The organism is Kitasatospora sp. NPDC085879 (assembly GCF_040686255.1).
In the GTDB taxonomy this organism is placed as follows: Bacteria; Actinomycetota; Actinomycetes; order Streptomycetales; family Streptomycetaceae; genus Kitasatospora.
This window is the reverse complement of sequence record NZ_JBFBJZ010000022.1, coordinates 104,814-128,936: the sequence shown is the minus strand read 5'-3', so window position 1 is coordinate 128,936 and position 24,123 is coordinate 104,814. Positions and strand designations below refer to the sequence as shown.

Annotated in this window: 38 protein-coding genes and 2 pseudogenes; 38 read left to right on the top strand and 2 right to left on the bottom strand. The window is 69.3% G+C overall.

The genetic code is table 11. From position 1 onward, the window contains the following. Nucleotides 1-82: sugar phosphate nucleotidyltransferase (locus tag AB0P35_RS18960; RefSeq protein WP_363511923.1), on the bottom strand; the 82-nt coding region annotated here is incomplete at its 3' end. 84 nt (nucleotides 83-166) lie between these two features. Here AB0P35_RS18960 and rfbB point away from each other — a divergent pair. The 6 genes from rfbB (at nucleotide 167) to AB0P35_RS18930 (ending at nucleotide 5,516) form a co-directional block, all read left to right on the top strand. Continuing rightward, nucleotides 167-1,141, top strand: a complete 975-nt coding sequence (gene rfbB / locus AB0P35_RS18955; protein WP_363511915.1) for a dTDP-glucose 4,6-dehydratase — start codon at nucleotides 167-169, stop codon at nucleotides 1,139-1,141. Next, nucleotides 1,138-2,013, top strand: a complete 876-nt coding sequence (gene rfbD / locus AB0P35_RS18950) for a dTDP-4-dehydrorhamnose reductase (RefSeq protein ID WP_363511913.1) — start codon at nucleotides 1,138-1,140, stop codon at nucleotides 2,011-2,013. The genes rfbB and rfbD overlap by 4 nt, the downstream gene beginning before the upstream one ends. Nucleotides 2,014-2,104: 91 nt before the next feature. Then, nucleotides 2,105-2,521 (top strand): DUF2304 domain-containing protein, encoded by a 417-nt coding sequence (locus AB0P35_RS18945; protein WP_363511911.1) that lies wholly within the window; start codon nucleotides 2,105-2,107, stop codon nucleotides 2,519-2,521. Further along, complete coding sequence (locus AB0P35_RS18940; protein WP_363511909.1) at nucleotides 2,518-3,309, top strand: glycosyltransferase family 2 protein; 792 nt, start codon at nucleotides 2,518-2,520, stop codon at nucleotides 3,307-3,309. The genes AB0P35_RS18945 and AB0P35_RS18940 overlap by 4 nt, the downstream gene beginning before the upstream one ends. Continuing rightward, nucleotides 3,296-4,195, top strand: coding sequence for a glycosyltransferase (locus tag AB0P35_RS18935; protein ID WP_363511907.1), 900 nt, complete (start codon nucleotides 3,296-3,298; stop codon nucleotides 4,193-4,195). Before AB0P35_RS18940 ends, AB0P35_RS18935 begins: the two co-directional genes overlap by 14 nt. Before the next feature lie 16 nt (nucleotides 4,196-4,211). After that, nucleotides 4,212-5,516 (top strand): hypothetical protein, encoded by a 1,305-nt coding sequence (locus AB0P35_RS18930; protein WP_363511905.1) that lies wholly within the window; start codon nucleotides 4,212-4,214, stop codon nucleotides 5,514-5,516. Between the two features lie 129 nt (nucleotides 5,517-5,645). Here the strand turns inward: AB0P35_RS18930 and AB0P35_RS18925 are convergent. Next, a pseudogene (locus AB0P35_RS18925) lies at nucleotides 5,646-6,704 on the bottom strand (acyltransferase); the annotation flags it as partial. Between the two features lie 116 nt (nucleotides 6,705-6,820). Here AB0P35_RS18925 and AB0P35_RS18920 point away from each other — a divergent pair. The 32 genes and pseudogenes from AB0P35_RS18920 to rpsK all read left to right on the top strand — a co-directional run bounded on the left by AB0P35_RS18920 (nucleotide 6,821) and on the right by rpsK (nucleotide 23,940). Beyond that, nucleotides 6,821-7,459, top strand: a complete 639-nt coding sequence (locus AB0P35_RS18920; protein ID WP_179419461.1) for a class I SAM-dependent methyltransferase — start codon at nucleotides 6,821-6,823, stop codon at nucleotides 7,457-7,459. A 94-nt stretch (nucleotides 7,460-7,553) separates the two neighbouring features. Further along, nucleotides 7,554-7,763 (top strand): annotated as a pseudogene (locus tag AB0P35_RS18915) (sigma factor); the annotation flags it as partial. 298 nt (nucleotides 7,764-8,061) lie between these two features. Then, nucleotides 8,062-8,319, top strand: coding sequence for a hypothetical protein (locus tag AB0P35_RS18910; RefSeq protein WP_363511925.1), 258 nt, complete (start codon nucleotides 8,062-8,064; stop codon nucleotides 8,317-8,319). Nucleotides 8,320-8,779: 460 nt separating this feature from the next. After that, nucleotides 8,780-9,088 (top strand): 30S ribosomal protein S10, encoded by a 309-nt coding sequence (rpsJ, locus tag AB0P35_RS18905; protein WP_012785157.1) that lies wholly within the window; start codon nucleotides 8,780-8,782, stop codon nucleotides 9,086-9,088. 14 nt (nucleotides 9,089-9,102) lie between these two features. Continuing rightward, complete coding sequence (gene rplC / locus AB0P35_RS18900; protein WP_031063055.1) at nucleotides 9,103-9,750, top strand: 50S ribosomal protein L3; 648 nt, start codon at nucleotides 9,103-9,105, stop codon at nucleotides 9,748-9,750. 5 nt (nucleotides 9,751-9,755) lie between these two features. Beyond that, nucleotides 9,756-10,433: a 50S ribosomal protein L4 gene (gene rplD, locus AB0P35_RS18895; protein WP_095874449.1), complete on the top strand. Its 678-nt coding sequence runs from the start codon at nucleotides 9,756-9,758 to the stop codon at nucleotides 10,431-10,433. Beyond that, nucleotides 10,430-10,756, top strand: coding sequence for a 50S ribosomal protein L23 (gene rplW, locus AB0P35_RS18890; protein ID WP_179419560.1), 327 nt, complete (start codon nucleotides 10,430-10,432; stop codon nucleotides 10,754-10,756). The genes rplD and rplW overlap by 4 nt, the downstream gene beginning before the upstream one ends. A 36-nt stretch (nucleotides 10,757-10,792) precedes the next feature. Continuing rightward, entirely contained in the window at nucleotides 10,793-11,629 is an 837-nt protein-coding gene (gene rplB / locus AB0P35_RS18885) for a 50S ribosomal protein L2 (RefSeq protein ID WP_095874451.1), read from the top strand. 11 nt (nucleotides 11,630-11,640) lie between these two features. Next, on the top strand, nucleotides 11,641-11,922 hold the full coding sequence (rpsS, locus tag AB0P35_RS18880) for a 30S ribosomal protein S19 (RefSeq protein ID WP_014136283.1): 282 nt from the start codon (nucleotides 11,641-11,643) through the stop codon (nucleotides 11,920-11,922). A gap of 66 nt (nucleotides 11,923-11,988) precedes the next feature. Next, nucleotides 11,989-12,336: a 50S ribosomal protein L22 gene (gene rplV / locus AB0P35_RS18875; protein WP_095874452.1), complete on the top strand. Its 348-nt coding sequence runs from the start codon at nucleotides 11,989-11,991 to the stop codon at nucleotides 12,334-12,336. Continuing rightward, nucleotides 12,336-13,157 (top strand): 30S ribosomal protein S3, encoded by an 822-nt coding sequence (rpsC, locus tag AB0P35_RS18870; protein ID WP_095874453.1) that lies wholly within the window; start codon nucleotides 12,336-12,338, stop codon nucleotides 13,155-13,157. The genes rplV and rpsC overlap by 1 nt, the downstream gene beginning before the upstream one ends. 5 nt (nucleotides 13,158-13,162) lie before the next feature. Then, nucleotides 13,163-13,582 (top strand): 50S ribosomal protein L16, encoded by a 420-nt coding sequence (rplP, locus tag AB0P35_RS18865; protein WP_030232476.1) that lies wholly within the window; start codon nucleotides 13,163-13,165, stop codon nucleotides 13,580-13,582. Next, nucleotides 13,582-13,806, top strand: coding sequence for a 50S ribosomal protein L29 (gene rpmC, locus AB0P35_RS18860; RefSeq protein WP_030263491.1), 225 nt, complete (start codon nucleotides 13,582-13,584; stop codon nucleotides 13,804-13,806). Before rplP ends, rpmC begins: the two co-directional genes overlap by 1 nt. Beyond that, nucleotides 13,806-14,078: a 30S ribosomal protein S17 gene (gene rpsQ, locus AB0P35_RS18855; protein WP_014136278.1), complete on the top strand. Its 273-nt coding sequence runs from the start codon at nucleotides 13,806-13,808 to the stop codon at nucleotides 14,076-14,078. Before rpmC ends, rpsQ begins: the two co-directional genes overlap by 1 nt. A 99-nt stretch (nucleotides 14,079-14,177) precedes the next feature. Continuing rightward, entirely contained in the window at nucleotides 14,178-14,549 is a 372-nt protein-coding gene (gene rplN / locus AB0P35_RS18850) for a 50S ribosomal protein L14 (RefSeq protein ID WP_030232481.1), read from the top strand. 16 nt (nucleotides 14,550-14,565) lie between these two features. Next, complete coding sequence (gene rplX / locus AB0P35_RS18845) at nucleotides 14,566-14,877, top strand: 50S ribosomal protein L24 (RefSeq protein ID WP_033214113.1); 312 nt, start codon at nucleotides 14,566-14,568, stop codon at nucleotides 14,875-14,877. Beyond that, on the top strand, nucleotides 14,877-15,446 hold the full coding sequence (gene rplE / locus AB0P35_RS18840; protein WP_030263480.1) for a 50S ribosomal protein L5: 570 nt from the start codon (nucleotides 14,877-14,879) through the stop codon (nucleotides 15,444-15,446). The genes rplX and rplE overlap by 1 nt, the downstream gene beginning before the upstream one ends. A gap of 3 nt (nucleotides 15,447-15,449) precedes the next feature. Further along, a complete protein-coding gene (locus tag AB0P35_RS18835) occupies nucleotides 15,450-15,635 on the top strand; it encodes a type Z 30S ribosomal protein S14 (protein ID WP_030263476.1) in 186 nt (61 codons plus the stop codon). Between the two features lie 264 nt (nucleotides 15,636-15,899). Beyond that, nucleotides 15,900-16,307 carry a 30S ribosomal protein S8 gene (gene rpsH / locus AB0P35_RS18830; RefSeq protein ID WP_030263474.1) on the top strand — a complete coding sequence of 136 codons (408 nt, stop codon included), beginning with the start codon at nucleotides 15,900-15,902 and terminating at the stop codon, nucleotides 16,305-16,307. 22 nt (nucleotides 16,308-16,329) lie between these two features. Continuing rightward, nucleotides 16,330-16,869, top strand: coding sequence for a 50S ribosomal protein L6 (gene rplF / locus AB0P35_RS18825; protein WP_095874454.1), 540 nt, complete (start codon nucleotides 16,330-16,332; stop codon nucleotides 16,867-16,869). A gap of 3 nt (nucleotides 16,870-16,872) precedes the next feature. Beyond that, entirely contained in the window at nucleotides 16,873-17,256 is a 384-nt protein-coding gene (gene rplR, locus AB0P35_RS18820; RefSeq protein ID WP_363511901.1) for a 50S ribosomal protein L18, read from the top strand. Nucleotides 17,257-17,305: 49 nt separating this feature from the next. Then, nucleotides 17,306-17,926 carry a 30S ribosomal protein S5 gene (gene rpsE / locus AB0P35_RS18815; RefSeq protein WP_095874456.1) on the top strand — a complete coding sequence of 207 codons (621 nt, stop codon included), beginning with the start codon at nucleotides 17,306-17,308 and terminating at the stop codon, nucleotides 17,924-17,926. Next, nucleotides 17,926-18,108: a 50S ribosomal protein L30 gene (gene rpmD / locus AB0P35_RS18810; RefSeq protein WP_014136270.1), complete on the top strand. Its 183-nt coding sequence runs from the start codon at nucleotides 17,926-17,928 to the stop codon at nucleotides 18,106-18,108. Before rpsE ends, rpmD begins: the two co-directional genes overlap by 1 nt. A 1-nt stretch (nucleotide 18,109) precedes the next feature. Next, nucleotides 18,110-18,562: a 50S ribosomal protein L15 gene (rplO, locus tag AB0P35_RS18805; RefSeq protein ID WP_095874457.1), complete on the top strand. Its 453-nt coding sequence runs from the start codon at nucleotides 18,110-18,112 to the stop codon at nucleotides 18,560-18,562. Between the two features lie 312 nt (nucleotides 18,563-18,874). Then, complete coding sequence (gene secY / locus AB0P35_RS18800) at nucleotides 18,875-20,185, top strand: preprotein translocase subunit SecY (protein WP_095874458.1); 1,311 nt, start codon at nucleotides 18,875-18,877, stop codon at nucleotides 20,183-20,185. After that, nucleotides 20,185-20,844, top strand: a complete 660-nt coding sequence (locus AB0P35_RS18795) for an adenylate kinase (RefSeq protein ID WP_095874459.1) — start codon at nucleotides 20,185-20,187, stop codon at nucleotides 20,842-20,844. Before secY ends, AB0P35_RS18795 begins: the two co-directional genes overlap by 1 nt. Nucleotides 20,845-20,972: 128 nt before the next feature. Next, nucleotides 20,973-21,809 carry a type I methionyl aminopeptidase gene (gene map / locus AB0P35_RS18790; RefSeq protein ID WP_363511897.1) on the top strand — a complete coding sequence of 279 codons (837 nt, stop codon included), beginning with the start codon at nucleotides 20,973-20,975 and terminating at the stop codon, nucleotides 21,807-21,809. A gap of 96 nt (nucleotides 21,810-21,905) precedes the next feature. Then, the gene (gene mscL / locus AB0P35_RS18785) at nucleotides 21,906-22,331 is read left to right on the top strand and encodes a large conductance mechanosensitive channel protein MscL (RefSeq protein WP_363511895.1); all 426 of its coding nucleotides are present in this window, start codon (nucleotides 21,906-21,908) and stop codon (nucleotides 22,329-22,331) included. Nucleotides 22,332-22,532: 201 nt separating this feature from the next. Continuing rightward, nucleotides 22,533-22,754: a translation initiation factor IF-1 gene (gene infA / locus AB0P35_RS18780; protein WP_003956442.1), complete on the top strand. Its 222-nt coding sequence runs from the start codon at nucleotides 22,533-22,535 to the stop codon at nucleotides 22,752-22,754. Nucleotides 22,755-22,790: 36 nt separating this feature from the next. After that, nucleotides 22,791-22,904 (top strand): 50S ribosomal protein L36, encoded by a 114-nt coding sequence (rpmJ, locus tag AB0P35_RS18775; RefSeq protein ID WP_003956441.1) that lies wholly within the window; start codon nucleotides 22,791-22,793, stop codon nucleotides 22,902-22,904. Nucleotides 22,905-23,079: 175 nt separating this feature from the next. Beyond that, nucleotides 23,080-23,460, top strand: coding sequence for a 30S ribosomal protein S13 (rpsM, locus tag AB0P35_RS18770; protein WP_030263448.1), 381 nt, complete (start codon nucleotides 23,080-23,082; stop codon nucleotides 23,458-23,460). A gap of 72 nt (nucleotides 23,461-23,532) precedes the next feature. Continuing rightward, complete coding sequence (gene rpsK, locus AB0P35_RS18765; RefSeq protein ID WP_014136257.1) at nucleotides 23,533-23,940, top strand: 30S ribosomal protein S11; 408 nt, start codon at nucleotides 23,533-23,535, stop codon at nucleotides 23,938-23,940. The last annotated feature ends 183 nt before the right edge of the window (nucleotides 23,941-24,123 follow it).

Genomic DNA, 24,123 nt, shown 5'->3' with positions numbered 1-24,123 from the left:
CCGGGAGCAGCTGTTTCGAGACCGCCCGGGTCAGCGGCCACAGCCGGGAGCCGGTACCGCCGGCCAGGAGGATTCCACGCATGGGCAGCAGCCTACGGGAGCCTTGGAGGCCGCCCCGGGCGCGCCCGCCGGGGCCACGCGGGCCCGGCGGTAGACTGCGCGCACTATGCGCATCCTGGTCACCGGCGGCGCCGGCTTCATCGGCTCCGAGTTCGTCCGCTCCCAGCTCGCCGCCGACGCCTCGGCCGAGATCACCGTCCTCGACAAGCTCACCTACTCGGGCGTCGAGGCCAACCTCGCCCCGGTCGCCGACCACCCCGGCTACCGCTTCGTCCGCGCCGACATCTGCGACGAGGCCGCGGTGGACGCCGCCGTGGCCGGCCACGACGCGGTGGTGCACTTCGCCGCCGAGTCGCACGTCGACCGTTCGATCGAGGGCGCAGGCCCGTTCGTGCGCACCAACGTGCTCGGCACCCAGGTGCTGCTGGACGCGGCCCGCCGGCACGGCGTCGGCCGCTTCGTCCACGTCTCCACCGACGAGGTCTACGGCTCCATCACCGAGGGCTCCTGGACGGAGGACTGGCCGCTCGCGCCGAACTCCCCGTACTCGGCCTCCAAGGCCTCCTCCGACCTGCTCGCGCTGGCCTACCACCGCACCCACGGCATGGACGTGGTGGTCACCCGCTGCTCCAACAACTACGGGCACCACCAGTTCCCGGAGAAGGTCGTTCCGCTGTTCACCACCAACCTGCTCGACGGCAGGAAGGTGCCGCTGTACGGCGACGGCGGCAACGTCCGCGACTGGCTGCACGTCTCCGACCACTGCCACGGCATCGACCTGGTGCTGCGCGGCGGCCGCGCCGGCCGCGTCTACAACATCGGCGGCGGCACCGAGATCAGCAACAAGGAGCTCACCGCCCTGCTGCTGGAGGCCGCCGGCGCCGGCTGGGACATGGTCGAGCACGTCGAGGACCGCAAGGGCCACGACCTGCGCTACTCCCTCGACATCAGCCGCATCCGCGAGGAGCTCGGCTACGAGCCGCGGGTCTCCTTCGCCGACGGCCTCGCCTCCACCATCGCCTGGTACCGCGAGAACCGCGCCTGGTGGGAGCCGCTCAAGGCCCGGGCGGCCCTCGCATGACCCGCTGGCTGGTCACCGGCGCCGGCGGGATGCTCGGCCGAGACCTCGCCGAGGTCCTCGGCGCGGCCGGCGAGCACGTCACCGCGCTCGACCGCGCCGCGCTCGACATCACCGACCCCCGGGCCGTGGGCGCCGCCGTCGCGGGCCACGACGTGGTCGTCAACTGCGCCGCCTGGACGGACGTCGACGGCGCCGAGGCCGCCGAGGCCGCCGCCACCGCCGTCAACGGCACCGGCCCGCGCCACCTCGCCCTCGCCTGCCGCGAGAGCGGCGCCCGCCTGCTCCAGGTCTCCACCGACTACGTGCTGCCCGGTGACACCGACCGGCCCTGCCCGGAGGACGCCCCCACCGGGCCGGTCAACGCCTACGGCCGGGCCAAGCTCGCCGGCGAGCGGGCCGTCCTGGAGCTGCTGCCCGCCACGGGCTACGTCGTCCGCACCGCCTGGCTGTACGGCGAGCACGGCCCCAACTTCGTCGCCACGATGCTGAAGCTCGCCGCCGTCCGGGACACCGTCGACGTCGTCGACGACCAGTACGGCCAGCCCACCTGGTCGCACGACCTGGCCCGGCAACTGCACGCCCTCGGCGGCCGCCCAGCGGCCCCGGCCGGGGTCTACCACGGCACCGCCGCGGGCCGCACCACCTGGTTCGGCCTCGCCCGCGCCGCCTACCGGGTGGCCGGCCTCGACCCCGAGCGGGTCCGCCCCACCACCTCCGCCGCCTTCCCCCGGCCCGCCGCCCGCCCGGGCTACAGCGTGCTCGGCCACGACCGCTGGGCCCTCGCCGGCCTCGCCCCGCTGCCCGCCTGGGAGACCTCACTGGCCGAGGCCCTGCGGCGGCCGGCCTTCCGCGCCCTCACCGGACCGCGCTGAGGGGCGACCACCCGTTCGAGTACCCGCCGGGCTGCCTTAGGCTGTTGGCCTCTCACGGGGACGGCCCGCGCACGGAAGGCGCCACCGGCAAGTGCAACTCTCGATCCTCACCTCGATCACCGGCGTGGTGGTGCTCGCCTACATCCTGGAACTGCTGAGACGCCAGCAGCTCCGGGAGAAGTACGCGGCGATATGGCTGACCATCGGTCTCGCGATAGCCCCGCTCGGCTTCTTCCCGTCGCTGCTCGACTCGACGGCCAAGCGGCTCGGCGTCGCCTCCGGCGTCAGCCTGGTGCTCTTCGCCGGCTTCGTCCTCGTGCTCCTGGTGAGCCTGCACCTCAGCTGGGAGGCCAGCCGGCTGGAGGCGGAGACCCGCACCCTCGCCGAGGACGTCGCCCTGATCCGCGCCCACCTCGCCGCACAGGGCCTGATGCCCGTCCCCGAAGCCCTCGGCCGCACCCCCGTCGGTCCTGCCGTCACCACCGCGACCCCGGAGACCAAGCCGTGACCGAGGGCCGCCGCGTCCTGATCATCCTGCCCGCCTGGAACGAGGCCGACGGCCTGCCCGCCGTCCTCGGCGAGATCAAGCGGCAGTTGCCCGAGGTCGACACCCTCGTCGTCGACGACGGCTCCACCGACCGCACCGCCGAGGTCGCCGCCGCGGCCGGTTCCGCCGTCGCCCGCCTGCCGTTCAACCTCGGTGTCGGCGGCGCCATGCGGCTCGGCTACCGGTACGCCCAGCAGCACGGCTACGACGTGGCGATCCAGGTCGACGCCGACGGCCAGCACGACCCGTTCTACATCCCCGTCCTGCTGGAGAGGCTCACCGAGGCCGACCTCGTCATCGGCGCCCGCTTCGACGGCGAGGGCGACTACCGGGTCCGCGGCCCACGCCGCTGGGCGATGAGGCTGCTCTCCGTGGTGCTCTCCCGGATCACCCGCACCCGGCTCACCGACACCACCTCGGGCTTCCGCGCCTGCAACCGGCCGCTCATCGAGTTCTTCGCCCGCTGGTACCCCGTCGAGTACCTCGGCGACACCGTCGAGAGCCTGGTCGGTGCCGCCCGCTGCGGCTTCACCGTCCGCCAGGTCCCCGTCGCCATGCGGGCCCGCACCACCGGCCGGCCCAGCGCCTCCCCGCTCAAGGCCCTCGTGTACCTGGCACGCGCCGGCCTGGTGCTGCTCCTCGCGGTGATCCGCCGGATGCCCCGTCACCTGCGGGACTACGCGCCCGGCTCCGCGTACTACCGTGCCTGCACCAGCCGAACCGCCCTCGTGGCGGATGTCGAGGTCTGACGTGTCCCGCTACGAGATCCTGCTGCCGTACTACGGCGACGTCCGCCTCATGCAGGACGCGGTGCGCAGCGTCCTCGCCCAGAGCGGCGACGACTGGCGGCTCACCGTCGTCGACGACGGTCGCGAACCGGGCGTCCCCGAGTGGTTCGAGGCCCTCGCCGACCCGCGCGTGCGCTACTTCCGCAACGTGCGGAACCTCGGCGTCACCGGCAACTTCAACCACTGCGTCTCGCTCGCCGAGTACGAGTACCTGGTGCTGATGGGCTGCGACGACCTGATGCACCCGAACTACCTGGACGTCGTCCGGGCCGCGGCCGAACGCGAGCCCGAGGCCGCGATGATCCAGCCCGGCGTCGAGGTCATCGGCACCGACGGCCTGCCCTTCGACACCCTCGTCGACCGGACCAAGCGGAAGATCTACGCCCCCAAGGGCCCCGGCCGCGACCTGCTCGGCGGCGAGGACCTGGCGGTCAGCCTGCTGCGCGGCAACTGGCTGTACTTCCCGTCGATCTGCTGGCGCACCGAGGCCGTCGAGCGGTTCGGCTTCCGCGCCGACCTCGGCGTCATCCAGGACCTCGCCCTGGTCGTGGACCTGCTCGTCGCGGGGGAGTCCCTGGCCACCAGCCCGGAGGTCTGCTTCAGCTACCGCCGGCACGCCGAGAGCGAGTCCTCCGCCAAGGCCTTCACCGGCAGCCGCTTCGAGGAGGCCAAGCGCTTCTTCCGGGAGACCGCCGACCGGCTCGACGCCCACGGCTGGCACCGCGCCGCCAAGGTCTCCCGCCTGCACCTGTCGTCCCGGCTGCACGCCCTCACCCTGCTGCCCGGCGCCGCCCGGCACGCCGGGCGCCCCGGCGTCTCCGCCATGCTCAAGCACGCGGCGCGCTGAACCGGAGGACCCGACCATGACCCCACTGGCCCGGCTCGCCCGCGCCCTGCCGCCCGGCATGGCCGCCGTGGCGGCCGGCACCGTGATCCTCGGCGCGGCCTCCTACGTCCACCTCGCGGTGGCGGGCCACAGCCTGGCGACGGTGGACATGGCGCGCGTCTCCGTGCTGTGGACGATCGTCATGTCCATCGGCATGGGGCTCTTCTTCCCGCTGGAGCAGGAACTCACCCGGATCGTCGCGGCCCGCGCCGTGCACGGCGAGGGCGCGCGGCCGGTGCTGCGGCGGGCGGCGGTACTCGCCACCGGGCTCCTCACCGCCGTGCTCGGCCTGCTCTGGATCTTCGCCCGGCCGATCGCCGACCGGTGCTTCCACGGCGACCGCCCGATGGTCTGGGCGCTCGGCGGCGCGTTCGCCGGCCTGGCCGTCACCTACACCACCCGCGGCATCCTCGCGGGACTCGGCCGGTTCACCGCGTACGGCACCCAGCTCGCCGTGGACGGCGGACTGCGGATCGTCCTCGCCCTGCTCTGCGCCGCCGCCGGACTGAACTCGGCCCTCGCCTTCAGCCTGGTCCTCACCCTGGCCCCGCTGCTCGCCTGCGCCGTCACCCTGCCCACCACCCTGCGCGCCTCGAAACCGGGCGCGCCGACGGCCTGGCCGGACCTCGTCCGCGGCCTCGGCCCGCTGATCGGCTCCACCCTGCTCGCCCAGTTCGTGGTGAATGCCGCGGTGCTGAGCACCCAGCTGCTCGCCCCCGGCGAGGTCGCCCTGGTGGCGGCCCTGCTCAACGCCCTCGTCCTGGCCCGGGTGCCGCTCTTCGTGTTCGCGGCCCTGCAGGCGTCCCTGCTCTCCGGGCTCGCGGGCGCCGACGCCGCAGGGGACCGCGAGGGCTTCCTACGGATGCTGCGCCGCGCCTGCCTGGTGGTGACGGCGCTCTCCTGCCTGGGCGGCGTACCGGCCGTCCTGGCGGGCTCCTGGCTGATCCGGCTGCTCTTCGCGGCTCCGGACGTCCTGACCCGCGCCGACTTCCTGTGGCTCGTCCTCGGCACGCTCTGCTACCTGCTCGCGCAGGTGCTCGGCCAGGCGCTCATGGTCCAGCACCGCCACCGCGCCCAGCTCGCGGGCTGGCTCACCGGCACCGCCGTGCTGGTCGCCGTCACCCTGCTGCCCGGCGACATCGCACTGCGGGCCGTCGCCTCCTTCGCGGCGGGAACGGCCGCCACGGCCCTCGTCATGCTGTGGACGCTCGTCCGTCGCCGGGGCGACCGCGACGTCCCGTCCGACCGGCCCGGCGAACTGCTCGGGAGCGCGACCCGCTGACGGCTCCGCGCGACCGGTGGCGGCCCGCAGAGCGGCCCGCCGACCGCCGGTGCCGACCGTGCCGCTCCGCACGCCCAGATGCCGCAGGCGCAGCGCGGGCGACTCGACCAGGTGCCAGGACAGCACGGCCGCCACGGCGGCGCAGGCCACGGACGCCAGGACGTAGGGGAGGCGGCCCCAGCGGTTCGCGCCCAACTCCGCGAGCACCTGCTGGGCGGGGAACGCGTAGATGTAGAGCCCGTACGAGTAGTCGTGCCGCCGCCCGATCCCCCGCAGCGGCGCCGGAGTGTGCGCGGCCGCCCACAGCAGCAGGTAGGCCACGGCCGGCAGCCCGACCACGGTGAAGCCGCCGAAGCGCAGCGACACCACGAGCAGCAGCGCCGCGGCCGCGGCCCCCCGTCCGGTCGGCCGCAGCCCTTCCGGACGGAGCGCGGCGGCGGCGCCCAGGGCGAAGGCGAAGAACAGCGGAACGAGCTGCGCGGTGCTGCCGACACCGAAGACCGGAAGGGTGAAGCGGTGGCCGTCCGTGGCGTACGTCGGTGCGCGCAAGGCCGGGTGACCCCACGCGTCCACGGCCAGCACGGCCCAGAGCAGGACCACGAGCAGCGGCACCAGCCGGCGGAACCAGCGCACCGGAAGGGCCGCCGAAAGGGCCGCCACCGCGACGTAGGCGAGCACCTCGTAGTGCAGCGACCACAGGGACCCGTCGAACGCGCCCGGGTGCGGAACACCCTGCAGCAACCCGCCGATGTCGTACTGGCCGACGGTGACCAGCCAGTTCGCGTCCAGGTACTGCCAGGGCCCGCGCGGGTGCGCGAAGAGCTCGGACATCCGTACGCCCTCGTGCACCGCGACGGCCGGAGCGATCAGCAGGGCCGTCACCAGGAGGCAGACCCACAACCCGGGCAGCAGCCGCACCGCGCGGTGCCACAGGAAGCGACCCGGCGGCAGTCGCACCGCACTGCGGGTCACCAGCAGGCCGGACAGCACGAAGAAGCAGCAGACCGCGAGCGTGCCCAGGTCGGTCTGCCCGCGGGTGGCGCCCGTACCGGGGTTCGGCAGTCCGAACCCCAGCGGCGCGGCGTGCGAGGCGATCACGGCCAGGGCCAGCAGCAGGCGCAGCCCGCCGAACCCGTTGTCCCGGGGCGGGCCCGGAACCGCCGTGCCGATGCCCCGCTGCGCCACCATTCCCGACTCCCTGTTCCCGGCTCCCTCGCACACGGCACCCTGCATGCGCCCGCGGCCCGCGCTCCTGTCAGACTTCGTCCCTCAGGAACATGCCGCGCACCGACCGGAGAGATCGTATGGGAATCACCGCAGCAGTCCGCCGCCGCCTGGGCAAGTACGAAGTCCCCGCTGCGGAGCTCTACCGGTCGGTGTTCATCGATCTCGACAGCCTCGGCATCACCCTGCTCAGCCTCGCCAGCCCCGGGCGCATCCTGGAGATCGGCTGCGGCGACGGCGCCGTGGCCGAGCGCCTGGTCGGCGCGCTGCCCGAGGTGCAGTACCTCGGCATCGACGTCATGGACAGCCCCGGCCGGCTGTTCCGCGGCGACCGCGGCAGGGCCGAGTTCCGCTCGGTCTACTCGCACGACCTCCGGGCCGAGAAGCCGGAGCTCTTCGACCTCGTCCTGGTGGTCGACGTCCTGCACCACGTGCCGCCGGCGCAGCGCGACGCCCTGCTGCGCGACGCGGAGGCGCTGCTCGCCCCCGGCGGCACGCTCGTCGTGAAGGAGTGGGAGCGCCGGTCGGACATCGCGCACCTGATGGCCTACACCGCCGACAAGTACGTCTCCGGCGACAAGAACGTCGTGTTCGGCGACCGCGACCAGCTGCTGGACATCGTCACCCGCGCGCTGCCCGGCATGTCGATCGTCTGTGAGACCCGCGTCCCCCCGAAGAAGAACAACATCCTCTTCGCGCTGCGCCGTACCGAGGGCTGACCGCCCGGCCCTGACGGCGGTGCAACGCCGCGTGCCCCCCGACGCACTGGGAACGACGGGGCCACCCGCCGTGGGCGGCCCGGGGAGGGGGACGGTGCACGCCGAGCAGGCCCTGCACGACTACGTCGTCGCCCGTAGGACGGCGCTGTTCCGCAGTGCGATCCTGCTGTGCGGCGACCGCGACGAGGCCGACGACCTCGTCCAGTCGACCCTGCTGAAGGTGATCCTCGGCTGGCGTCGGCTCGACCGCATCGAGAGCGTCGACGCCTATGCCCGCAAGACCCTGGTGAACACCTTCATCGCCTCCTGCCGCCCGGGACAGCCCTCCCCGCCCTCACAAGCCCGGATCGGACCGCGCCGGCCGCGCCGTCGCCGGTCGACCGGCTCAGGCAGCTCCTCCCGCCGGGCATCGGCACCGTGGAGTGGGCGGCCGCCGCCGTCGGTCAGGGGAGGCCTGGCAGCGGCACCCTCGACGGCGTGTACTGGATCCGCAAGGACGGCCGCCTCGGCGTGCTCCGCATCCAGGTGGGGCCGGCGACCGTGCCGCTCGCCTGCGCCCCGAACTGCCCGGTACCACCGGGGGGACCTGCCGCTACCCGGCCATGGAACCCTCCGGCACCCTCGTGGTGACCGACCTCCCCGGGGACGACCCGGCCGGCGCCCGGCTCGTCTGGGCCCGCAGTCACGACGTGGTGCTGTTGCTCGGCGACGGCCGGGCGGTGTCGGTCGACTCGATCGCCGGCTACCACGGTGCGGAGGCGCCCGCCCCCGCCATGGACGAGCCGCCGCTCACCGTCGAACAGGCCGTCGACCTCGCCCGCGGACTCGAACGGATGGTCCGGGAGGGCCGTGCGCACTGACCCCTCGATTGGCGTTCGGGCTGCGCTGTATGGCAGTATGTCCAAGTTGCTCGGTTGAGTGCCGATGCTGCGCGCCTCCCGCCGGGAGGACTGGAAGCGAGTCCCACGTACTCGTCGTTCCCGTGATGGCCGTTCATGCGTCCGCGTTCGCCGCTTCTGCGGTGGGCGTGTGGGCGTAGTGGTGTGTAAGCGACACCGCGGCAGCTGCGGGGCGGACGTACGGGAATCTTCCGGGAAGCGTGGGCGGGGCCTCGACCCGGCGCCTGGTGGGTGCAAGACCTCACCGACCGAGAGTGGAAGACCGAAGAGGGAAACCTCTTTGGTTTTTTGCAAGCGGCAGGGCGACACGCCCGACCGCGGGGGTCGGAGAGGGTAACCATCCGGGGGCGCCGCCGGACCAGTCCACCCGGACGAATCCGGTCGTGGAGGCAACAGACCACAGAAGGACTACTGAGTAGCCATGGCGGGACAGAAGATCCGCATCCGGCTCAAGGCCTACGACCACGAGGTCATCGACTCCTCGGCGAAGAAGATCGTCGAGACGGTGATTCGTACTGGTGCGCAGGTCGCGGGCCCGGTGCCGCTGCCCACTGAGAAGAACGTGTACTGCGTCATCCGCTCGCCGCACAAGTACAAGGACTCGCGCGAGCACTTCGAGATGCGTACTCACAAGCGTCTGATCGACATCCTCGACCCCACGCCGAAGACGGTTGACTCGCTCATGCGTCTCGACCTGCCGGCCGGTGTCGACATCGAGATCAAGCTCTGAGAGGCACACCGAAGATGGCTAAGCAGATTAAGGGCATCCTGGGCGAGAAGCTCGGCATGACCCAGGTCTGGGACGAGAACAACCGGGTCGTCCCGGTGACCGTCGTCAAGGCCGGGCCGAATGTCGTGACCCAGGTCCACACCGCCGACAGCCCGGCCGGCTACGACGCCGTCCAGATCGGCTTCGGCGAGATCGACCCCCGCAAGGTGAACAAGCCCCTCGCGGGCCACTTCGCCAAGGCCGGTGTCACCCCGCGCCGCCACCTGGTCGAGCTGCGTACCTCGGACGCGTCCGAGTACACCCTGGGCCAGGAGATCACCGCCGAGCTGTTCGAGGCGGGTGTCAAGGTCGACGTGACCGGCACCTCCAAGGGCAAGGGCTTCGCCGGTGTCATGAAGCGTCACAACTTCAAGGGCCTCGGCGCCGGTCACGGCACCCAGCGCAAGCACCGTTCGCCCGGTTCCATCGGTGGCTGCGCCACCCCGGGCCGCGTGTTCAAGGGCCTGCGCATGGCTGGTCGGATGGGCCACGAGCGTGTGACCACCCAGAACCTGACCGTGCACGCGGTCGACGCGGAGAAGGGCCTGCTGCTCATCAAGGGCGCTGTCCCCGGCCCGAACGGCGGCCTCGTCCTCGTCCGCACCGCGGCGAAGGGGCTGTGAAGGATATGACCACCATTGACATCCTGTCGCCGGCCGGCGACAAGGCCGGCAGCGTCGAGCTGCCCGCCGAGATCTTCGACGCCAAGGTCAGCATCCCGCTGATGCACCAGGTCGTCGTCGCGCAGCTCGCCGCTGCCCGCCAGGGCACGCACAAGGTGAAGCGCCGCGGCGAGGTCCGTGGTGGCGGCAAGAAGCCGTACCGCCAGAAGGGCACCGGCCGCGCCCGTCAGGGCTCGACCCGTGCGCCGCAGTTCGCCGGCGGTGGCGTCGTGCACGGCCCCGTGCCGCGCGACTACTCGCAGCGGACCCCGAAGAAGATGATCGTCGCCGCCCTCCGCGGTGCGCTCACCGACCGGGCCCGCCACGAGCGCATCCACGTCATCACCGCGGTGACCGCGACCGATGCGCCGTCGACCAAGGCCGCCAAGAGCCTGTTCGGCAAGATCTCCGAGCGCAAGAACGTCCTCCTGGTCGTCGAGCGCGAGGACGAGCTGGGCCTCAAGTCCGCTCGCAACCTGCCGAACGTGCACATCCTGGACGCCGGCCAGCTGAACACCTACGACGTGCTCGTCTCCGACGATGTGGTCTTCACCCAGGCCGCCTTCGAGCGTTTCGTGGCCGGTCCGGTCGCGTCCGCCAAGGCTGTTGCTGCTGAGGGCGAGCTCGAAGGGAGCGCCGCCTGATGGCTGCCGAGATCACGAGCAAGACGTACACGGACCCCCGTGACGTCCTGATCAAGCCGGTTATCTCGGAGAAGAGCTACTCGCTCCTCGACGAGAACAAGTACACGTTCGTCGTGTCGCCGGACGCCAACAAGACCCAGATCAAGCAGGCCGTCGAGGCGGTCTTCTCGGTCAAGGTCGAGGCCGTCAACACGCTCAACCGTCAGGGCAAGCGCAAGCGCTCCAAGACGGGCTTTGGCAAGCGCAAGGACACCAAGCGCGCCATCGTGACGCTGGCCGAGGGCAACCGCATCGACATCTTCGGTGGTCCGGTCTCCGCCTGACGGGGAACGTGATCGTCGTTAAGGACGAGGACGAAAATGGGTATCCGCAAGTACAAGCCGACTACGCCGGGCCGCCGTGGCTCCAGCGTGGCCGACTTCGTCGAAATCACGCGGTCCACGCCGGAGAAGTCGCTGGTTCGCCCGCTGCACAGCAAGGGCGGCCGTAACAACGCCGGTCGTGTCACCGCCCGCCACCAGGGTGGCGGTCACAAGCGCGCCTACCGTGTGATCGACTTCCGTCGTCACGACAAGGACGGCGTGCCGGCCAAGGTCGCGCACATCGAGTACGACCCCAACCGCACCGCGCGCATCGCGCTCCTGCACTACGCGGACGGCGAGAAGCGCTACATCATCGCCCCCCGCGGCGTTGCGCAGGGTGACCGGATCGAGAACGGCCCCGGGGCCGACATCAAGCCGGGCAACAACCTGCCGCTCCGCAACATCCCGGTCGGTACCACCATCCACGCGGTGGAGCTCCGTCCCGGCGGTGGCGCCAAGCTGGCCCGTTCCGCGGGTTCCGGCATTCAGCTGCTCGCCCGTGAGGGCCGCATGGCGCACCTGCGCATGCCCTCCGGTGAGATCCGCCTGGTGGACGCGCGCTGCCGCGCCACCGTCGGCGAGGTCGGCAACGCCGAGCAGTCGAACATCAACTGGGGCAAGGCCGGCCGTATGCGCTGGAAGGGCGTCCGCCCGACCGTGCGTGGTGTGGCCATGAACCCGATCGACCACCCGCACGGTGGTGGTGAGGGTAAGACCTCCGGTGGTCGCCACCCGGTCTCGCCGTGGGGCAAGCCCGAGGGCCGCACCCGTCGCCCGAACAAGGCGTCGGACAAGCTCATCGTGCGCCGCCGCAAGACCAACAAGAAGCGCTAGGAGCAGGTCAGATGCCGCGCAGTCTCAAGAAGGGCCCCTTCATCGACGACCACCTTCAGAAGAAGGTGGACGTGCAGAACGAGGCGGGCACGCAGAACGTCATCAAGACCTGGTCCCGTCGTTCCGTGATCTCCCCGGCCATGCTCGGCCACACGATCGCGGTTCACGATGGCCGCAAGCACGTCCCGGTGTTCGTCACCGAGTCGATGGTCGGCCACAAGCTCGGCGAGTTCGCTCCCACGCGCACCTTCAAGGGGCACGTGAAGGAAGACCGCAAGTCGAAGCGTCGCTAGTCGCTCCGCGGGCTTGAGCTCAGCGCCAGACAGACTTAAGTGACTTACTCCATTAAGGGGACAACCATGGAAGCCAGGGCCCAGGCGCGGTACATCCGCGTCACGCCCATGAAGGCCCGCCGCGTGGTGGACCTCATCCGCGGCCTTCCGGCCACGGAGGCCCAGGCCGTCCTGCGTTTCGCTCCGCAGGCCGCCACCGTGCCGGTCGGCAAGGTGCTCGACAGCGCCATTGCCAACGCCGCGCACAACTACAACCACTCCAACGTGGACGACCTCTACATCTCCGAGGCGTACGTTGACGAGGGCCCGACCCTGAAGCGGTTCCGTCCGCGCGCCCAGGGCCGTGCCTACCGGATCCGCAAGCGGACCAGCCACATCACCGTGGTCGTCAGCAGCAAGGAAGGGACCCGGTAATGGGCCAGAAGGTTAACCCGCACGGGTTCCGCCTCGGCATCAGCACGGACTTCAAGTCCCGCTGGTACGCCGACAAGCTGTACAAGGACTACGTCAAGGAAGACGTTGCCATTCGTCGCATGATGACGAAGGGCATGGAGCGCGCCGGTATCTCCAAGGTCGAGATCGAGCGCACCCGCGACCGCGTCCGCGTTGACATCCACACCGCTCGCCCCGGCATCGTCATCGGCCGGCGCGGCACCGAGGCCGACCGCATCCGCGGCGACCTCGAGAAGCTGACCGGCAAGCAGGTCCAGCTGAACATCCTCGAGGTCAAGAACCCCGAGCTGGACGCCCAGCTCGTGGCTCAGGGCGTCGCGGAGCAGCTGTCCTCCCGCGTCTCCTTCCGCCGTGCCATGCGCAAGTCGATGCAGGGCACCATGAAGTCCGGCGCCAAGGGCATCAAGGTCCAGTGCTCCGGTCGTCTCGGCGGCGCCGAGATGAGCCGTTCGGAGTTCTACCGCGAGGGCCGTGTGCCGCTGCACACCCTGCGCGCGAACGTCGACTACGGCTTCTTCGAGGCCAAGACCACCTTCGGCCGCATCGGCGTGAAGGTCTGGATCTACAAGGGCGACGTCAAGAACATCGCCGAGGTCCGCGCTGAGAACGCCGCTGCCCGCTCGGGCAACCGCCCGGCCCGTCCCGAGGGTGGTCGTCCCGCCCGCGGTGGCGAGCGCCGTGGTGGCGAGCGCGGTGGCCGTGGCCGTCGTCCCGCCGCCGAGGCCCCCGCGGCCGCTGCGGTCGAGACTCCGGCTGCCGAGAACACCGGAACGGAGGCCTGACCCCCATGCTGATCCCCCGTAGGGTCAAGCACCGCAAGCAGCACCACCCCAAGCGGCGTGGCGCGGCCAAGGGTGGCACCGAGCTGGCGTTCGGCCAGTTCGGCATCCAGGCCGTGACCCCGGCTTACGTGACGAACCGTCAGATCGAGTCCGCTCGTATCGCGATCACCCGTCACATCCGCCGTGGCGGCAAGGTCTGGATCAACATCTACCCGGACCGCCCGCTCACCAAGAAGCCGGCCGAGACCCGCATGGGTTCCGGTAAGGGTTCGCCGGAGTGGTGGATCGCGAACGTGCACCCGGGTCGGGTCATGTTCGAGCTGTCGTACCCGAACGAGAAGGTTGCTCGCGAGGCGCTCACCCGCGCCGCGCACAAGCTGCCGATGAAGTGCCGGATCGTCCGGCGCGAGGACGGTGAGAGCTGATGTCGGCCGCTACCAAGGCTGCTGAGCTTCGTCAGCTGGACAACGAGGGCCTCGTTGCCAAGCTGCGTGAGGCCAAGGAGGAGCTGTTCAACCTCCGCTTCCAGGCGGCGACCGGGCAGCTCGACAACCACGGCCGGCTCAAGCTGGTCCGTAAGGACATCGCGCGGATCTACACCCTGATGCGCGAGCGCGAGCTGGGCATCGAGACGGTGGAGAACGCCTGATGACTGAGAACACCAACGAGACGCGCGGTTTCCGCAAGACCCGTGAGGGTCTCGTCGTCAGCGACAAGATGGACAAGACCGTCGTCGTCGCCGTCGAGGACCGCGTCAAGCACGCGCTGTACGGCAAGGTCATCCGCCGTACCAACAAGCTGAAGGCGCACGACGAGCAGAACGCGTGCGGTGTCGGCGACCGTGTCCTCCTCATGGAGACCCGGCCGCTGTCCGCGACGAAGCGCTGGCGCGTCGTCGAGATCCTCGAGAAGGCCAAGTAACGAAGCCGATGAGGTACGGCCGTATGTGCTCGATGCAGCGATGCGATCGAGTGAGCAGCGGCCGGCCCGTCGACTCTCGTTGACGATCAGGAGAAAGCTGTGATCCAGCAGGAGTCGCGACTGCGCGTCGCCGACAACACGGGTGCCAAGGAGATTCTCTGCATCCGCGTTCTCGGTGGCTCCGGTCGCCGCTACGCCGGTATCGGGGACGTCATCGTCGCCACCGTCAAGGACGCGATCCCCGGCGGTTCGGTGAAGAAGGGTGACGTCGTCAAGTGCGTCGTCGTCCGCACCGTGAAGGAGCGTCGTCGTCCGGATGGCTCGTACATCCGTTTCGACGAGAACGCCGCGGTCGTTCTGAAGAACACCGAAGGTGACCCCCGCGGTACCCGCATCTTCGGCCCCGTGGGCCGCGAGCTGCGCGACAAGAAGTTCATGAAGATCATCTCGCTGGCGCCGGAGGTGCTCTAATCTCATGGCGAACAGCATGAAGATCAAGAAGGGTGACCTGGTCCAGGTCATCACCGGCAAGGACAAGGGCAAGCAGGGCAAGGTCATCCAGGCCATCCCCGCTGAGAACAAGGTCCTGGTCGAGGGTGTCAACCGGGTCAAGAAGCACACCAAGCCGGGCCCGGGCACCCAGGGCGGCATCGTGACCGTCGAGGCCCCGGTGCACGTCTCCAACGTCCAGCTGGTCGTGGAGAAGGATGGCAAGAAGGTCGTCACCCGCGTCGGCTACCGCTTCGACGACCAGGGCAACAAGATCCGCGTTGCCAAGCGGACCGGTGAGGACATCTGATGTCTGAGACGACTGTTGAGAAGGTGGCCCCCCGCCTCAAGGAGCGTTACAACTCCGAGGTCAAGGGCCAGCTGCAGGAGCAGTTCTCGTACGAGAACGTCATGCTGATCCCCGGCCTGGTCAAGGTCGTGGTCAACATGGGTGTCGGCGAGGCTGCCCGTGACAGCAAGCTGATCGAGGGCGCGATCAAGGACCTGACCGCGATCACCGGTCAGAAGCCGGCCGTGACCAAGGCCCGTAAGTCGATCGCGCAGTTCAAGCTGCGCGAGGGCCAGCCGATCGGTGCCCACGTCACCCTCCGTGGTGACCGCATGTGGGAGTTCGTGGACCGTCTGGTGTCGCTGGCGCTGCCGCGTATCCGTGACTTCCGCGGCCTCTCCCCGAAGCAGTTCGACGGCCGTGGCAACTACACGTTCGGTCTCACCGAGCAGGTCATGTTCCACGAGATCGACCAGGACAAGGTCGACCGTCAGCGCGGTATGGACATCACCGTCGTGACCACCGCTCAGACCGACGATGAGGGCCGGGCGCTCCTGCGCGCTCTGGGCTTCCCGTTCAAGGAGGCGTGAGCCATGGCGAAGAAGGCCCTGATCGCAAAGGCCGAGCGTAAGCCGAAGTTCGGCGTGCGTGCGTACACCCGGTGCCAGCGCTGCGGTCGTCCGCACTCGGTGTACCGCAAGTTCGGCCTGTGCCGTGTGTGCCTCCGTGAGATGGCGCACCGCGGCGAGCTGCCGGGCGTGACCAAGAGCTCCTGGTAGTCCAGGCGCCCTAGGCACACCACTGCGAAGCAGAGTGCCCGGCTCCACGGCTTTTGGGCTTCCGAGAGGATTCCCGTAAGGTAGTGGGGTCGGGCCCCCTGCCGCGGCATCTCCATGGATGCTCGCGGCTCTCCTGTGAGGGCTCGCAAACCCAGTCTTACTACGTCGCAGGTCCCCTGCGCTTGTGCCCCTTTCGCACTCCCCGGAGTGCGCGGAGGGGGACCTGGTGCGGAGAAACCACGGCGAGAGAGGCCTGAGGCCACCATGACCATGACCGACCCGATCGCAGACATGCTCACTCGTCTGCGTAACGCGAACTCGGCGTACCACGACTCCGTCGTGATGCCGTCGAGCAAGATCAAGGCGCACGTCGCCGAGATCCTGCAGCAGGAGGGTTACATCTCCTCCTACAAGGTTGAGGACCCGACCGAGGGCGAGGTCGGCAAGAAGCTGACCATCGAGCTCAAGTTCGGCCCCAACCGTGAGCGCTCCATCGCCGGCATCAAGCGCATCAGCAAGCCGGGTCTGCGCGTTTACGCAAAGTCCACCAACCTGCCGAAGGTGCTCGGCGGCCTGGGCGTGGCGATCATCTCCACGTCCTCCGGTCTCCTCACCGACAAGCAGGCCGCCAAGAAGGGCGTAGGCGGAGAAGTTCTCGCCTACGTCTGGTAATTCGGGAAACGGAGGTACAGCAATGTCGCGTATTGGACGGCTGCCCATCCCGGTTCCCGCCGGCGTGGACGTCACCATCGATGGCCAGGCGGTCTCGGTGAAGGGCCCCAAGGGCTCCCTCACCCACGTCGTCGCCGCGCCGATCGAGATCAGCAAGGGCGAGGACGGCACCCTGGTCGTCACCCGCCCGAACGACGAGCGTCAGTCGAAGGCCCTCCACGGCCTGTCGCGGACGCTGGTGGCGAACATGATCACCGGCGTGACCGCGGGCTACCGCAAGTCGCTGGAGATCAGCGGTGTTGGTTACCGAGTCGCCGCGAAGGGCTCCGCCATGGAGTTCTCGCTCGGCTACAGCCACCCGATCCTGGTCGAGGCCCCGGAGGGCATCTCCTTCGTGGTCGAGTCGCCCACCAAGTTCCACGTGGACGGCACTGACAAGCAGAAGGTCGGCGAGGTCGCTGCCAAGATCCGCAAGCTGCGCAAGCCCGACCCGTACAAGGCCAAGGGCGTCAAGTACGCGGGCGAGGTCATCCGCCGCAAGGTCGGAAAGAGTGGTAAGTAAGCGATGAGCGTCTCTGTCAAGATCGGCAAGGGCAACGCCTACAAGAACGCCGCCCGCAAGCGCCGCGCCATTCGCGTTCGCAAGCGCGTCGTCGGCACCGAGGTGCGTCCGCGCCTCGTCGTGACGCGCTCGAACCGCCACATGGTCGCCCAGGTCATCGACGACGCCAAGGGTCACACCCTGGCGTCGGCGTCCACCCTCGACGTGTCCATCCGTGGCACCGAGGGCGACAAGACCGAGCTGGCCAAGAAGGTCGGAAGCCTGGTCGCCGAGCGCGCCAAGGCCGCCGGCGTCGAGACGGTCGTCTTCGACCGTGCGGGCAACCGGTACGCCGGCCGCATCGCCGCCATGGCGGACGCGGCCCGTGAGGCCGGGCTCGACTTCTAAGCCCGCTCGTCGACTCTGTCGACGGACGTAAACGAGAGAGGTAATTCCAATGGCTGGACCCCAGCGCCGCGGTAGCGGCGCCGGCGGCGGCACCGGCGGCGAGCGGCGTGACCGTAAGCGTGACGACCGGGGCAACGCCCCCGCCGTCGAGAAGACTGCTTACGTCGAGCGCGTCGTCGCGATCAACCGCGTCGCCAAGGTTGTCAAGGGTGGTCGTCGTTTCAGCTTCACCGCGCTGGTCGTGGTGGGCGACGCCGACGGCACCGTGGGTGTCGGTTACGGGAAGGCGAAGGAGGTTCCGGCCGCCATCGCCAAGGGTGTTGAGGAGGCCAAGAAGAACTTCTTCAAGGTCCCCCGTATCCAGGGCACCATCCCGCACCCGATCCAGGGTGAGAAGGCCGCCGGCGTCGTGCTGCTGAAGCCGGCGTCCCCCGGTACCGGTGTTATCGCCGGTGGCCCGGTGCGTGCCGTCCTGGAGTGCGCCGGCGTTCACGACATCCTGTCGAAGTCGCTCGGCTCGGACAACGCGATCAACATCGTGCACGCCACCGTGGCTGCTCTGAAGGGCCTCGTGCGCCCCGAGGAGATCGCCGCCCGCCGTGGCCTGCCGCTGGAGGACGTGGCTCCCGCCGCTCTGCTGCGGGCCCGCGCGGCTGGGGTGAGCGCCTGATGGCTCGCCTGAAGGTCACGCAGACCAAGTCCTACATCGGTAGCAAGCAGAACCACCGTGACACCCTGCGTTCGCTCGGCCTCAAGCGGCTGAACGACACCGTGGTGAAGGAGGACCGCCCGGAGATCCGCGGCATGGTCCACACCGTTCGTCACCTCGTCACGGTTGAGGAGGTGGACTGACATGGCGGACTCGCCGATCAAGATCCACAACCTGCGGCCGGCCCCCGGCGCCAAGACCGAGAAGACCCGTGTGGGTCGCGGTGAGGGTTCCAAGGGCAAGACCGCCGGTCGTGGTACCAAGGGCACCAAGGCCCGCTACCAGGTTCCGCAGCGCTTCGAGGGTGGCCAGATGCCCCTCCACATGCGCCTGCCGAAGCTGAAGGGCTTCAAGAACCCGGCCCACAAGCAGTTCCAGGTCGTGAACCTGGACAAGCTGGCCGAGCTCTACCCGCAGGGTGGCGAGGTCACCGTGGCCGACCTGGTCGCCAAGGGTGCCGTTCGCAAGAACGAGCTCGTCAAGGTCCTCGGCCAGGGCGAGGTCTCGGTCGCGCTGCAGGTGACGGTCGACGCCGTCTCCGGCTCGGCCGCCGAGAAGATCGCCGCTGCCGGCGGCTCCGTCACCGAGCTCCTCTGAGCTCGTTGACTGAAGTGGGCCCGTACCTCTCTCGGGAGGTGCGGGCCCACTGCTTTTCCGTCGACCCGCCGGGTCGGCGCGGATCTGACGTGTGCTCAACACCGGCCAAAACCGGGCATCCCGGCTCCCGGGCCCGCGATCGCGCCCGGACTCGCTTCTCCACCGTTGCCGCACACTGTTAGAGTCCGTTGGGTTCCCTTGTAGGCTGCGGGTCAGGCATGCCTGTGCAGTCGTACGGGAGCCAGCAGAACCCCACACCCCCATCAGGACCGACCCTCCCGCCGTCAACGTGCGGGAGGCGCAGGAGGCACCGTGCTCAGTGCGTTCGCGCGGGCGTTCCAGACGCCCGACCTGCGCAAGAAGCTGCTGTTCACGCTGGGCATCATGGTGCTGTTCCGGCTGGGCGCACACGTCCCGATCCCGGGCGTGAACTTCGTCGCAGTCAACCAGTGCATCAAGGACACCTCGTCCAGTGGTCTCTTCGGCCTGGTGAACCTGTTCAGCGGCAATGCGCTGCTCCAGCTGACGATCTTCGCGCTCGGCATCATGCCGTACATCACGGCCAGCATCATCCTCCAGCTCCTCACCGTCGTGATTCCGCGGCTCGAGGCGCTGAAGAAGGAGGGCCAGGCGGGTACGGCGAAGATCACGCAGTACACCCGCTACCTGACCATCGCGCTCGCCGTGCTCCAGGGCACCGGCATCGTGGCGACGGCCTCCAGCGGCGCGCTCTTCTCCGGCTGCTCCGTGGCCAACCAGGTCGTGCCGGACACCAGCGTCTTCCGGGTGGCCACGATGGTCATCACGATGACCGCCGGCACCACCGTGATCATGTGGCTCGGCGAGCTCATCACGGACCGCGGCATCGGCAACGGCATGTCGATCCTGATCTTCACCTCCATCGCGGCCGGCTTCCCCGGCTCGATGTGGGCGATCAAGCAGTCCGGCAAGATCGGCGGCGGCTGGGTCGAGTTCTTCAGCGTCATCGCGATCGGCATCGTGGTCGTCTGCCTCGTCATCTTCGTCGAGCAGGCCCAGCGCCGAATCCCGGTGCAGTACGCCAAGCGCATGATCGGGCGCCGCGCCTTCGGCGGCACCTCGACCTACATTCCGCTGAAGGTCAACCAGGCCGGTGTGATTCCGGTCATCTTCGCCTCGTCGCTGCTCTACATCCCGGCGCTGGTGGTGCAGCTCACCAACAGCAAGGCCGGCTGGGCGAACTGGATCAGCGGTCACTTCGTCAAGGGCGACCACCCGGTCTACATGGCGACCTATTTCGTCCTTATTGTCTTCTTCGCGTTCTTCTACGTGGCCATCTCCTTCAACCCCGAAGAAGTTGCGGACAATATGAAGAAGTATGGTGGGTTCATCCCGGGCATCCGGGCGGGCCGACCGACGGCCGAGTACCTGAACTACGTGCTCACCCGCATCACGTGGCCGGGATCGTTCTACCTGGGCCTTATCGCGCTGATCCCGATGATCGCCCTGGTTGCCTTCAACGCGAACCAGAACTTCCCGTTCGGCGGCACCAGCGTGCTCATCGTCGTCGGCGTCGGACTCGAAACTGTGAAGCAGATCGAGAGCCAGCTCCAGCAGCGCAATTACGAAGGGTTCCTCCGCTGATGCGTATCGTCCTCGTCGGACCTCCCGGGGCCGGGAAGGGTACTCAGGCGCACGTGCTCGCCAAGACCCTGTCCATCCCGCACATCTCCACTGGTGACCTGTTCCGCGCCAACATCAGCCAGGGCACCCCGTTGGGGCTCGAGGCCAAGGCGTTCATGGACGCGGGCCGTCTGGTGCCGGATGAGGTCACCATCGGTATGGCCAAGGACCGGATGCTGCAGCCGGACGCCGCGAACGGCTTCCTGCTCGACGGCTTCCCGCGCAACCTGGGCCAGGCCAAGGCCCTGGACGAGATCCTCGCCGAGCAGGGCATCGTGCTCGACGGCGTGCTCGACCTGGAGGTCCCCGAGGACGAGGTCGTCAAGCGCATCGCCGGTCGCCGGCTGTGCCGCAACGACGGCAGCCACGTGTTCCACGTGGTGTACAACCCGCCGAAGGCCGAGGACGTCTGCGACGAGTGCGGCGGCGAGCTGTACCAGCGCTCGGACGACACCGAGGAGGCCGTGCGGGTCCGCCTGGAGGAGTACCACTCCAAGACGGAGCCGATCATCGGCTACTACGCCGACCAGGGCCTGCTGGTCACCATCTCCGCGCTCGGCAAGGTGGTCGAGGTGACGGAGCGCGCGATCGGCGCCCTGGAGCAGAAGAAGTCCGCCTGAGACGGCCCGCAACGGCCGGGAGACCCCGTGAGGGGATCTCCCGGCCGTTGCGGCGTCGTACGGTGGTAGCGAGTGCACGGCCGCCCGGCAAGGACCGGGCGGCGTCCGACAGTGGAAGGCGTGACCAGATGGTGGAGATCAAGACCCCCGAGCAGATCGCGAAGATGCGTGCGGCCGGGCTGGTCGTCGCCGAGGCGCTCAAGGCCTGCCGTGAGGCGGTCGTCCCGGGCATCACCACCCAGGAGCTCAACGACATCGCCGACAAGGTCATCACCGACCACGGCGCGACCTCCAACTTCCGGGCCCACCACGGGGGCCTCTGGTTCCCGGGCGTGATCTGCGCCTCGGTCAACGACGAGATCGTCCACGGCATCCCGGGGGAGCGGGTGCTGCGGGAGGGCGACCTGATCTCCATCGACTGCGGCGCGATCCTGGACGGCTGGCACGGCGACGCGGCGATCACCGTCGCGGTCGGCGAGGCCGCCCCCGAGCACACCCAGCTGAGCCGGGTCACCGAGGGCTCGATGTGGGCCGGCATCGCCCAGATGAAGAAGGGCAACCGGCTGGTCGACGTCTCGCGCTCGATCGAGTCGTTCATCCGGCGCCAGCCGCTGCCGCCCAAGGGCAAGTGGGGCATCGTCGAGGGCTACGGCGGCCACGGCATCGGCACCGCGATGCACATGGAGCCGCACGTGCTGAACTACGTGGCCGGCCGCGGCAAGGGCCCGAAGCTGATCCCGGGCACCGTGCTGGCGATCGAGCCGATGGTGACGCTCGGCACCCCGCACTCCGCGGTGCTGGAGGACGACTGGACGGTCGTCACCACCGACAAGAGCTGGGCCTCGCACTGGGAGCACTCGGTGGCCGTCACCGAGCAGGGCCCGCTGGTGCTCACCGCCTTCGACGGCGGCCGCGCCGAGCTGGCGAAGCTGGGCGTCACCGCCGCCCCGGACCCGCTGGCCTGACCCCCGCGGCACCGAGGAAGGACCCGGAGGTTTCGTCCTCCGGGTCCTTCGCCGTATTTTGGTCTGCTGACAGCCGTACGAGGAGAAGAGACAGCAGTGCTCAAGGGCTTCCGTGACTTCATGATGCGCGGGAACGTCATCGACATGGCCGTCGGTGTGGTCATCGGTGCGGCGTTCACCGCCGTCGTGACCGGGTTCGTGTCGGCCTTCCTGACCCCGCTGATCGGCGTGGTGGTGGGCGCTGCGGGTGACTTCGCCAACTACAAGGCGACGCTCGGCGGGGTCACCTTCCCGTACGGGCAGTTCCTCAACGTCCTGATCGCTTTCGTGCTGACCGCCGCCGTGCTGTACTTCTGCGTGGTGCTGCCGGTGACCAAGGCCACCGCCCGCTACATGCCGAAGAAGCCGAAGACCCCGAAGCGCCCGTGCCCCGAGTGCCTGACGGAGATCCCCGAGGCCGCCCGGCGCTGCGCGGCGTGCACCGCGGTGGTCGAGCCGGTCCGGGTGCCCGCCCAGTACTGAGGGTGACCGGCCGGGCCGTTTTGGCGTCCGCTTGTAGCCTGTCGTAGACTGATGCGTCGGCTCACTCGTAGCGTGCTTCGGCACGCCCTCTTCCCAACGGGAATCCCGCGAGGGCTTTTCCCGGCAGGGGTGGGGTGGACCCAGGCTCGCACGAGCGTGCCGCATGCGGTAGCCGGCCCCGGAAGGTGGATCTCGCAGTTCATGGCAAAGAAGCAAGGCGCCATTGAGATCGAGGGCACCGTGATCGAGTCTCTTCCGAACGCCATGTTCAAGGTCGAGCTGCAGAACGGTCACAAGGTCCTCGCGCACATCAGCGGCAAGATGCGGATGCACTACATCCGTATCCTCCCGGACGACCGGGTCGTGGTGGAGCTCAGCCCCTATGACCTGACGCGTGGTCGGATCGTCTACCGCTACAAGTAAACAAACCGTCAGATCTAGACCCGGAGAACCTGAAACATGAAGGTCAAGCCGAGCGTCAAGAAGATCTGCGACAAGTGCAAGGTGATCCGCCGCCACGGCCGGGTCATGGTGATCTGCGACAACCTGCGCCACAAGCAGCGCCAGGGCTGATCTCTCCAGCATTTCTCGTAGTACTTCGCGCGACGCGCACAACGTCATACGCGGGCTGCCCGATCCGATCCCCTGGGGACGGACTGCCACCCCCGGTCAGAGGCCGGGGCTCCCTCGCCGAGAGGCGACGGAGTAGGCCGCACGCAAGACCTCTGAAGAACCACAGGAGCCATGAATGGCACGCCTCGCCGGCGTTGATCTCCCCCGCGAGAAGCGGATCGAGATCGCCCTCACGTACGTGTACGGCATCGGCCGCACCCGCGCCCAGCAGACCCTCGCCGAGACCGGTGTGAGCCCCGACGTCCGGGTTCGCGACATCTCCGAGGAAGACCTCATCAAGCTGCGCGAGTACATCGACGCCAACTACAAGGTGGAGGGTGACCTCCGCCGTGAGGTCGCCGCCGACATCCGCCGCAAGGTCGAGATCGGCTGCTACGAGGGCCTGCGCCACCGTCGCGGTCTGCCCGTCCGCGGCCAGCGCACCCACACCAACGCGCGTACCCGCAAGGGCCCGCGTCGCGCGATTGCCGGCAAGAAGAAGCCGGGCAAGAAGTAGTCCGTCCCGTAACCGGACATCCCTCCGGCCCGCGGGTTAGCGGACCGACCACCTCATCAGGAGAACAGACTTATGCCCCCCAAGGGTCGTCAGGCTGCCGGCGCGAAGAAGATCCGCCGCAAGGAGAAGAAGAACGTCGCTCACGGGCACGCCCACATCAAGAGCACGTTCAACAACACCATCGTTTCGATCACCGACCCCTCGGGCAACGTGATCTCCTGGGCCTCTGCCGGCCACGTCGGCTTCAAGGGCTCGCGCAAGTCCACCCCGTTCGCCGCGCAGATGGCCGCCGAGGCCGCCGCGCGTCGTGCGCAGGAGCACGGCATGCGCAAGGTCGACGTCTTCGTCAAGGGTCCGGGCTCCGGCCGTGAGACCGCGATCCGCTCCCTCCAGGCCACCGGCCTCGAGGTGGGTTCGATCCAGGACGTCACCCCCACCCCGCACAACGGCTGCCGTCCGCCGAAGCGCCGCCGCGTCTGACGCAGCGGCGGTCTTCCCCCTTGCCTCCGGGCGCTCCTGATCCGAGTCCGACGCTCCTCACTCCGGCGCTCCTGCGTCGCTTGTCGTTCGTCGCTTTCGGACTCGGCGCACCCTTCGGCTCGGGGGAGATGCCCCTCGGCGGCCCCACGGGTCCGCAGTAGTACGTGCGTCGGCCTCCCGCCT

Coding starts and splice junctions, on each gene's coding strand:
- rfbB (WP_363511915.1), top strand. CDS start 167: ATGCGCATCCTGGTCACCGGCGGCGCCGGCTTCATCGGCTCCGAGTTC.
- rfbD (WP_363511913.1), top strand. CDS start 1,138: ATGACCCGCTGGCTGGTCACCGGCGCCGGCGGGATGCTCGGCCGAGAC.
- AB0P35_RS18935 (WP_363511907.1), top strand. CDS start 3,296: ATGTCGAGGTCTGACGTGTCCCGCTACGAGATCCTGCTGCCGTACTAC.
- AB0P35_RS18930 (WP_363511905.1), top strand. CDS start 4,212: ATGACCCCACTGGCCCGGCTCGCCCGCGCCCTGCCGCCCGGCATGGCC.
- AB0P35_RS18920 (WP_179419461.1), top strand. CDS start 6,821: ATGGGAATCACCGCAGCAGTCCGCCGCCGCCTGGGCAAGTACGAAGTC.
- AB0P35_RS18910 (WP_363511925.1), top strand. CDS start 8,062: ATGGAACCCTCCGGCACCCTCGTGGTGACCGACCTCCCCGGGGACGAC.
- rpsJ (WP_012785157.1), top strand. CDS start 8,780: ATGGCGGGACAGAAGATCCGCATCCGGCTCAAGGCCTACGACCACGAG.
- rplC (WP_031063055.1), top strand. CDS start 9,103: ATGGCTAAGCAGATTAAGGGCATCCTGGGCGAGAAGCTCGGCATGACC.
- rplD (WP_095874449.1), top strand. CDS start 9,756: ATGACCACCATTGACATCCTGTCGCCGGCCGGCGACAAGGCCGGCAGC.
- rplB (WP_095874451.1), top strand. CDS start 10,793: ATGGGTATCCGCAAGTACAAGCCGACTACGCCGGGCCGCCGTGGCTCC.
- rpsS (WP_014136283.1), top strand. CDS start 11,641: ATGCCGCGCAGTCTCAAGAAGGGCCCCTTCATCGACGACCACCTTCAG.
- rplV (WP_095874452.1), top strand. CDS start 11,989: ATGGAAGCCAGGGCCCAGGCGCGGTACATCCGCGTCACGCCCATGAAG.
- rpsC (WP_095874453.1), top strand. CDS start 12,336: ATGGGCCAGAAGGTTAACCCGCACGGGTTCCGCCTCGGCATCAGCACG.
- rplP (WP_030232476.1), top strand. CDS start 13,163: ATGCTGATCCCCCGTAGGGTCAAGCACCGCAAGCAGCACCACCCCAAG.
- rpmC (WP_030263491.1), top strand. CDS start 13,582: ATGTCGGCCGCTACCAAGGCTGCTGAGCTTCGTCAGCTGGACAACGAG.
- rpsQ (WP_014136278.1), top strand. CDS start 13,806: ATGACTGAGAACACCAACGAGACGCGCGGTTTCCGCAAGACCCGTGAG.
- rplX (WP_033214113.1), top strand. CDS start 14,566: ATGAAGATCAAGAAGGGTGACCTGGTCCAGGTCATCACCGGCAAGGAC.
- rplE (WP_030263480.1), top strand. CDS start 14,877: ATGTCTGAGACGACTGTTGAGAAGGTGGCCCCCCGCCTCAAGGAGCGT.
- AB0P35_RS18835 (WP_030263476.1), top strand. CDS start 15,450: ATGGCGAAGAAGGCCCTGATCGCAAAGGCCGAGCGTAAGCCGAAGTTC.
- rpsH (WP_030263474.1), top strand. CDS start 15,900: ATGACCATGACCGACCCGATCGCAGACATGCTCACTCGTCTGCGTAAC.
- rplF (WP_095874454.1), top strand. CDS start 16,330: ATGTCGCGTATTGGACGGCTGCCCATCCCGGTTCCCGCCGGCGTGGAC.
- rplR (WP_363511901.1), top strand. CDS start 16,873: ATGAGCGTCTCTGTCAAGATCGGCAAGGGCAACGCCTACAAGAACGCC.
- rpsE (WP_095874456.1), top strand. CDS start 17,306: ATGGCTGGACCCCAGCGCCGCGGTAGCGGCGCCGGCGGCGGCACCGGC.
- rpmD (WP_014136270.1), top strand. CDS start 17,926: ATGGCTCGCCTGAAGGTCACGCAGACCAAGTCCTACATCGGTAGCAAG.
- rplO (WP_095874457.1), top strand. CDS start 18,110: ATGGCGGACTCGCCGATCAAGATCCACAACCTGCGGCCGGCCCCCGGC.
- AB0P35_RS18795 (WP_095874459.1), top strand. CDS start 20,185: ATGCGTATCGTCCTCGTCGGACCTCCCGGGGCCGGGAAGGGTACTCAG.
- map (WP_363511897.1), top strand. CDS start 20,973: ATGGTGGAGATCAAGACCCCCGAGCAGATCGCGAAGATGCGTGCGGCC.
- infA (WP_003956442.1), top strand. CDS start 22,533: ATGGCAAAGAAGCAAGGCGCCATTGAGATCGAGGGCACCGTGATCGAG.
- rpmJ (WP_003956441.1), top strand. CDS start 22,791: ATGAAGGTCAAGCCGAGCGTCAAGAAGATCTGCGACAAGTGCAAGGTG.
- rpsM (WP_030263448.1), top strand. CDS start 23,080: ATGGCACGCCTCGCCGGCGTTGATCTCCCCCGCGAGAAGCGGATCGAG.
- rpsK (WP_014136257.1), top strand. CDS start 23,533: ATGCCCCCCAAGGGTCGTCAGGCTGCCGGCGCGAAGAAGATCCGCCGC.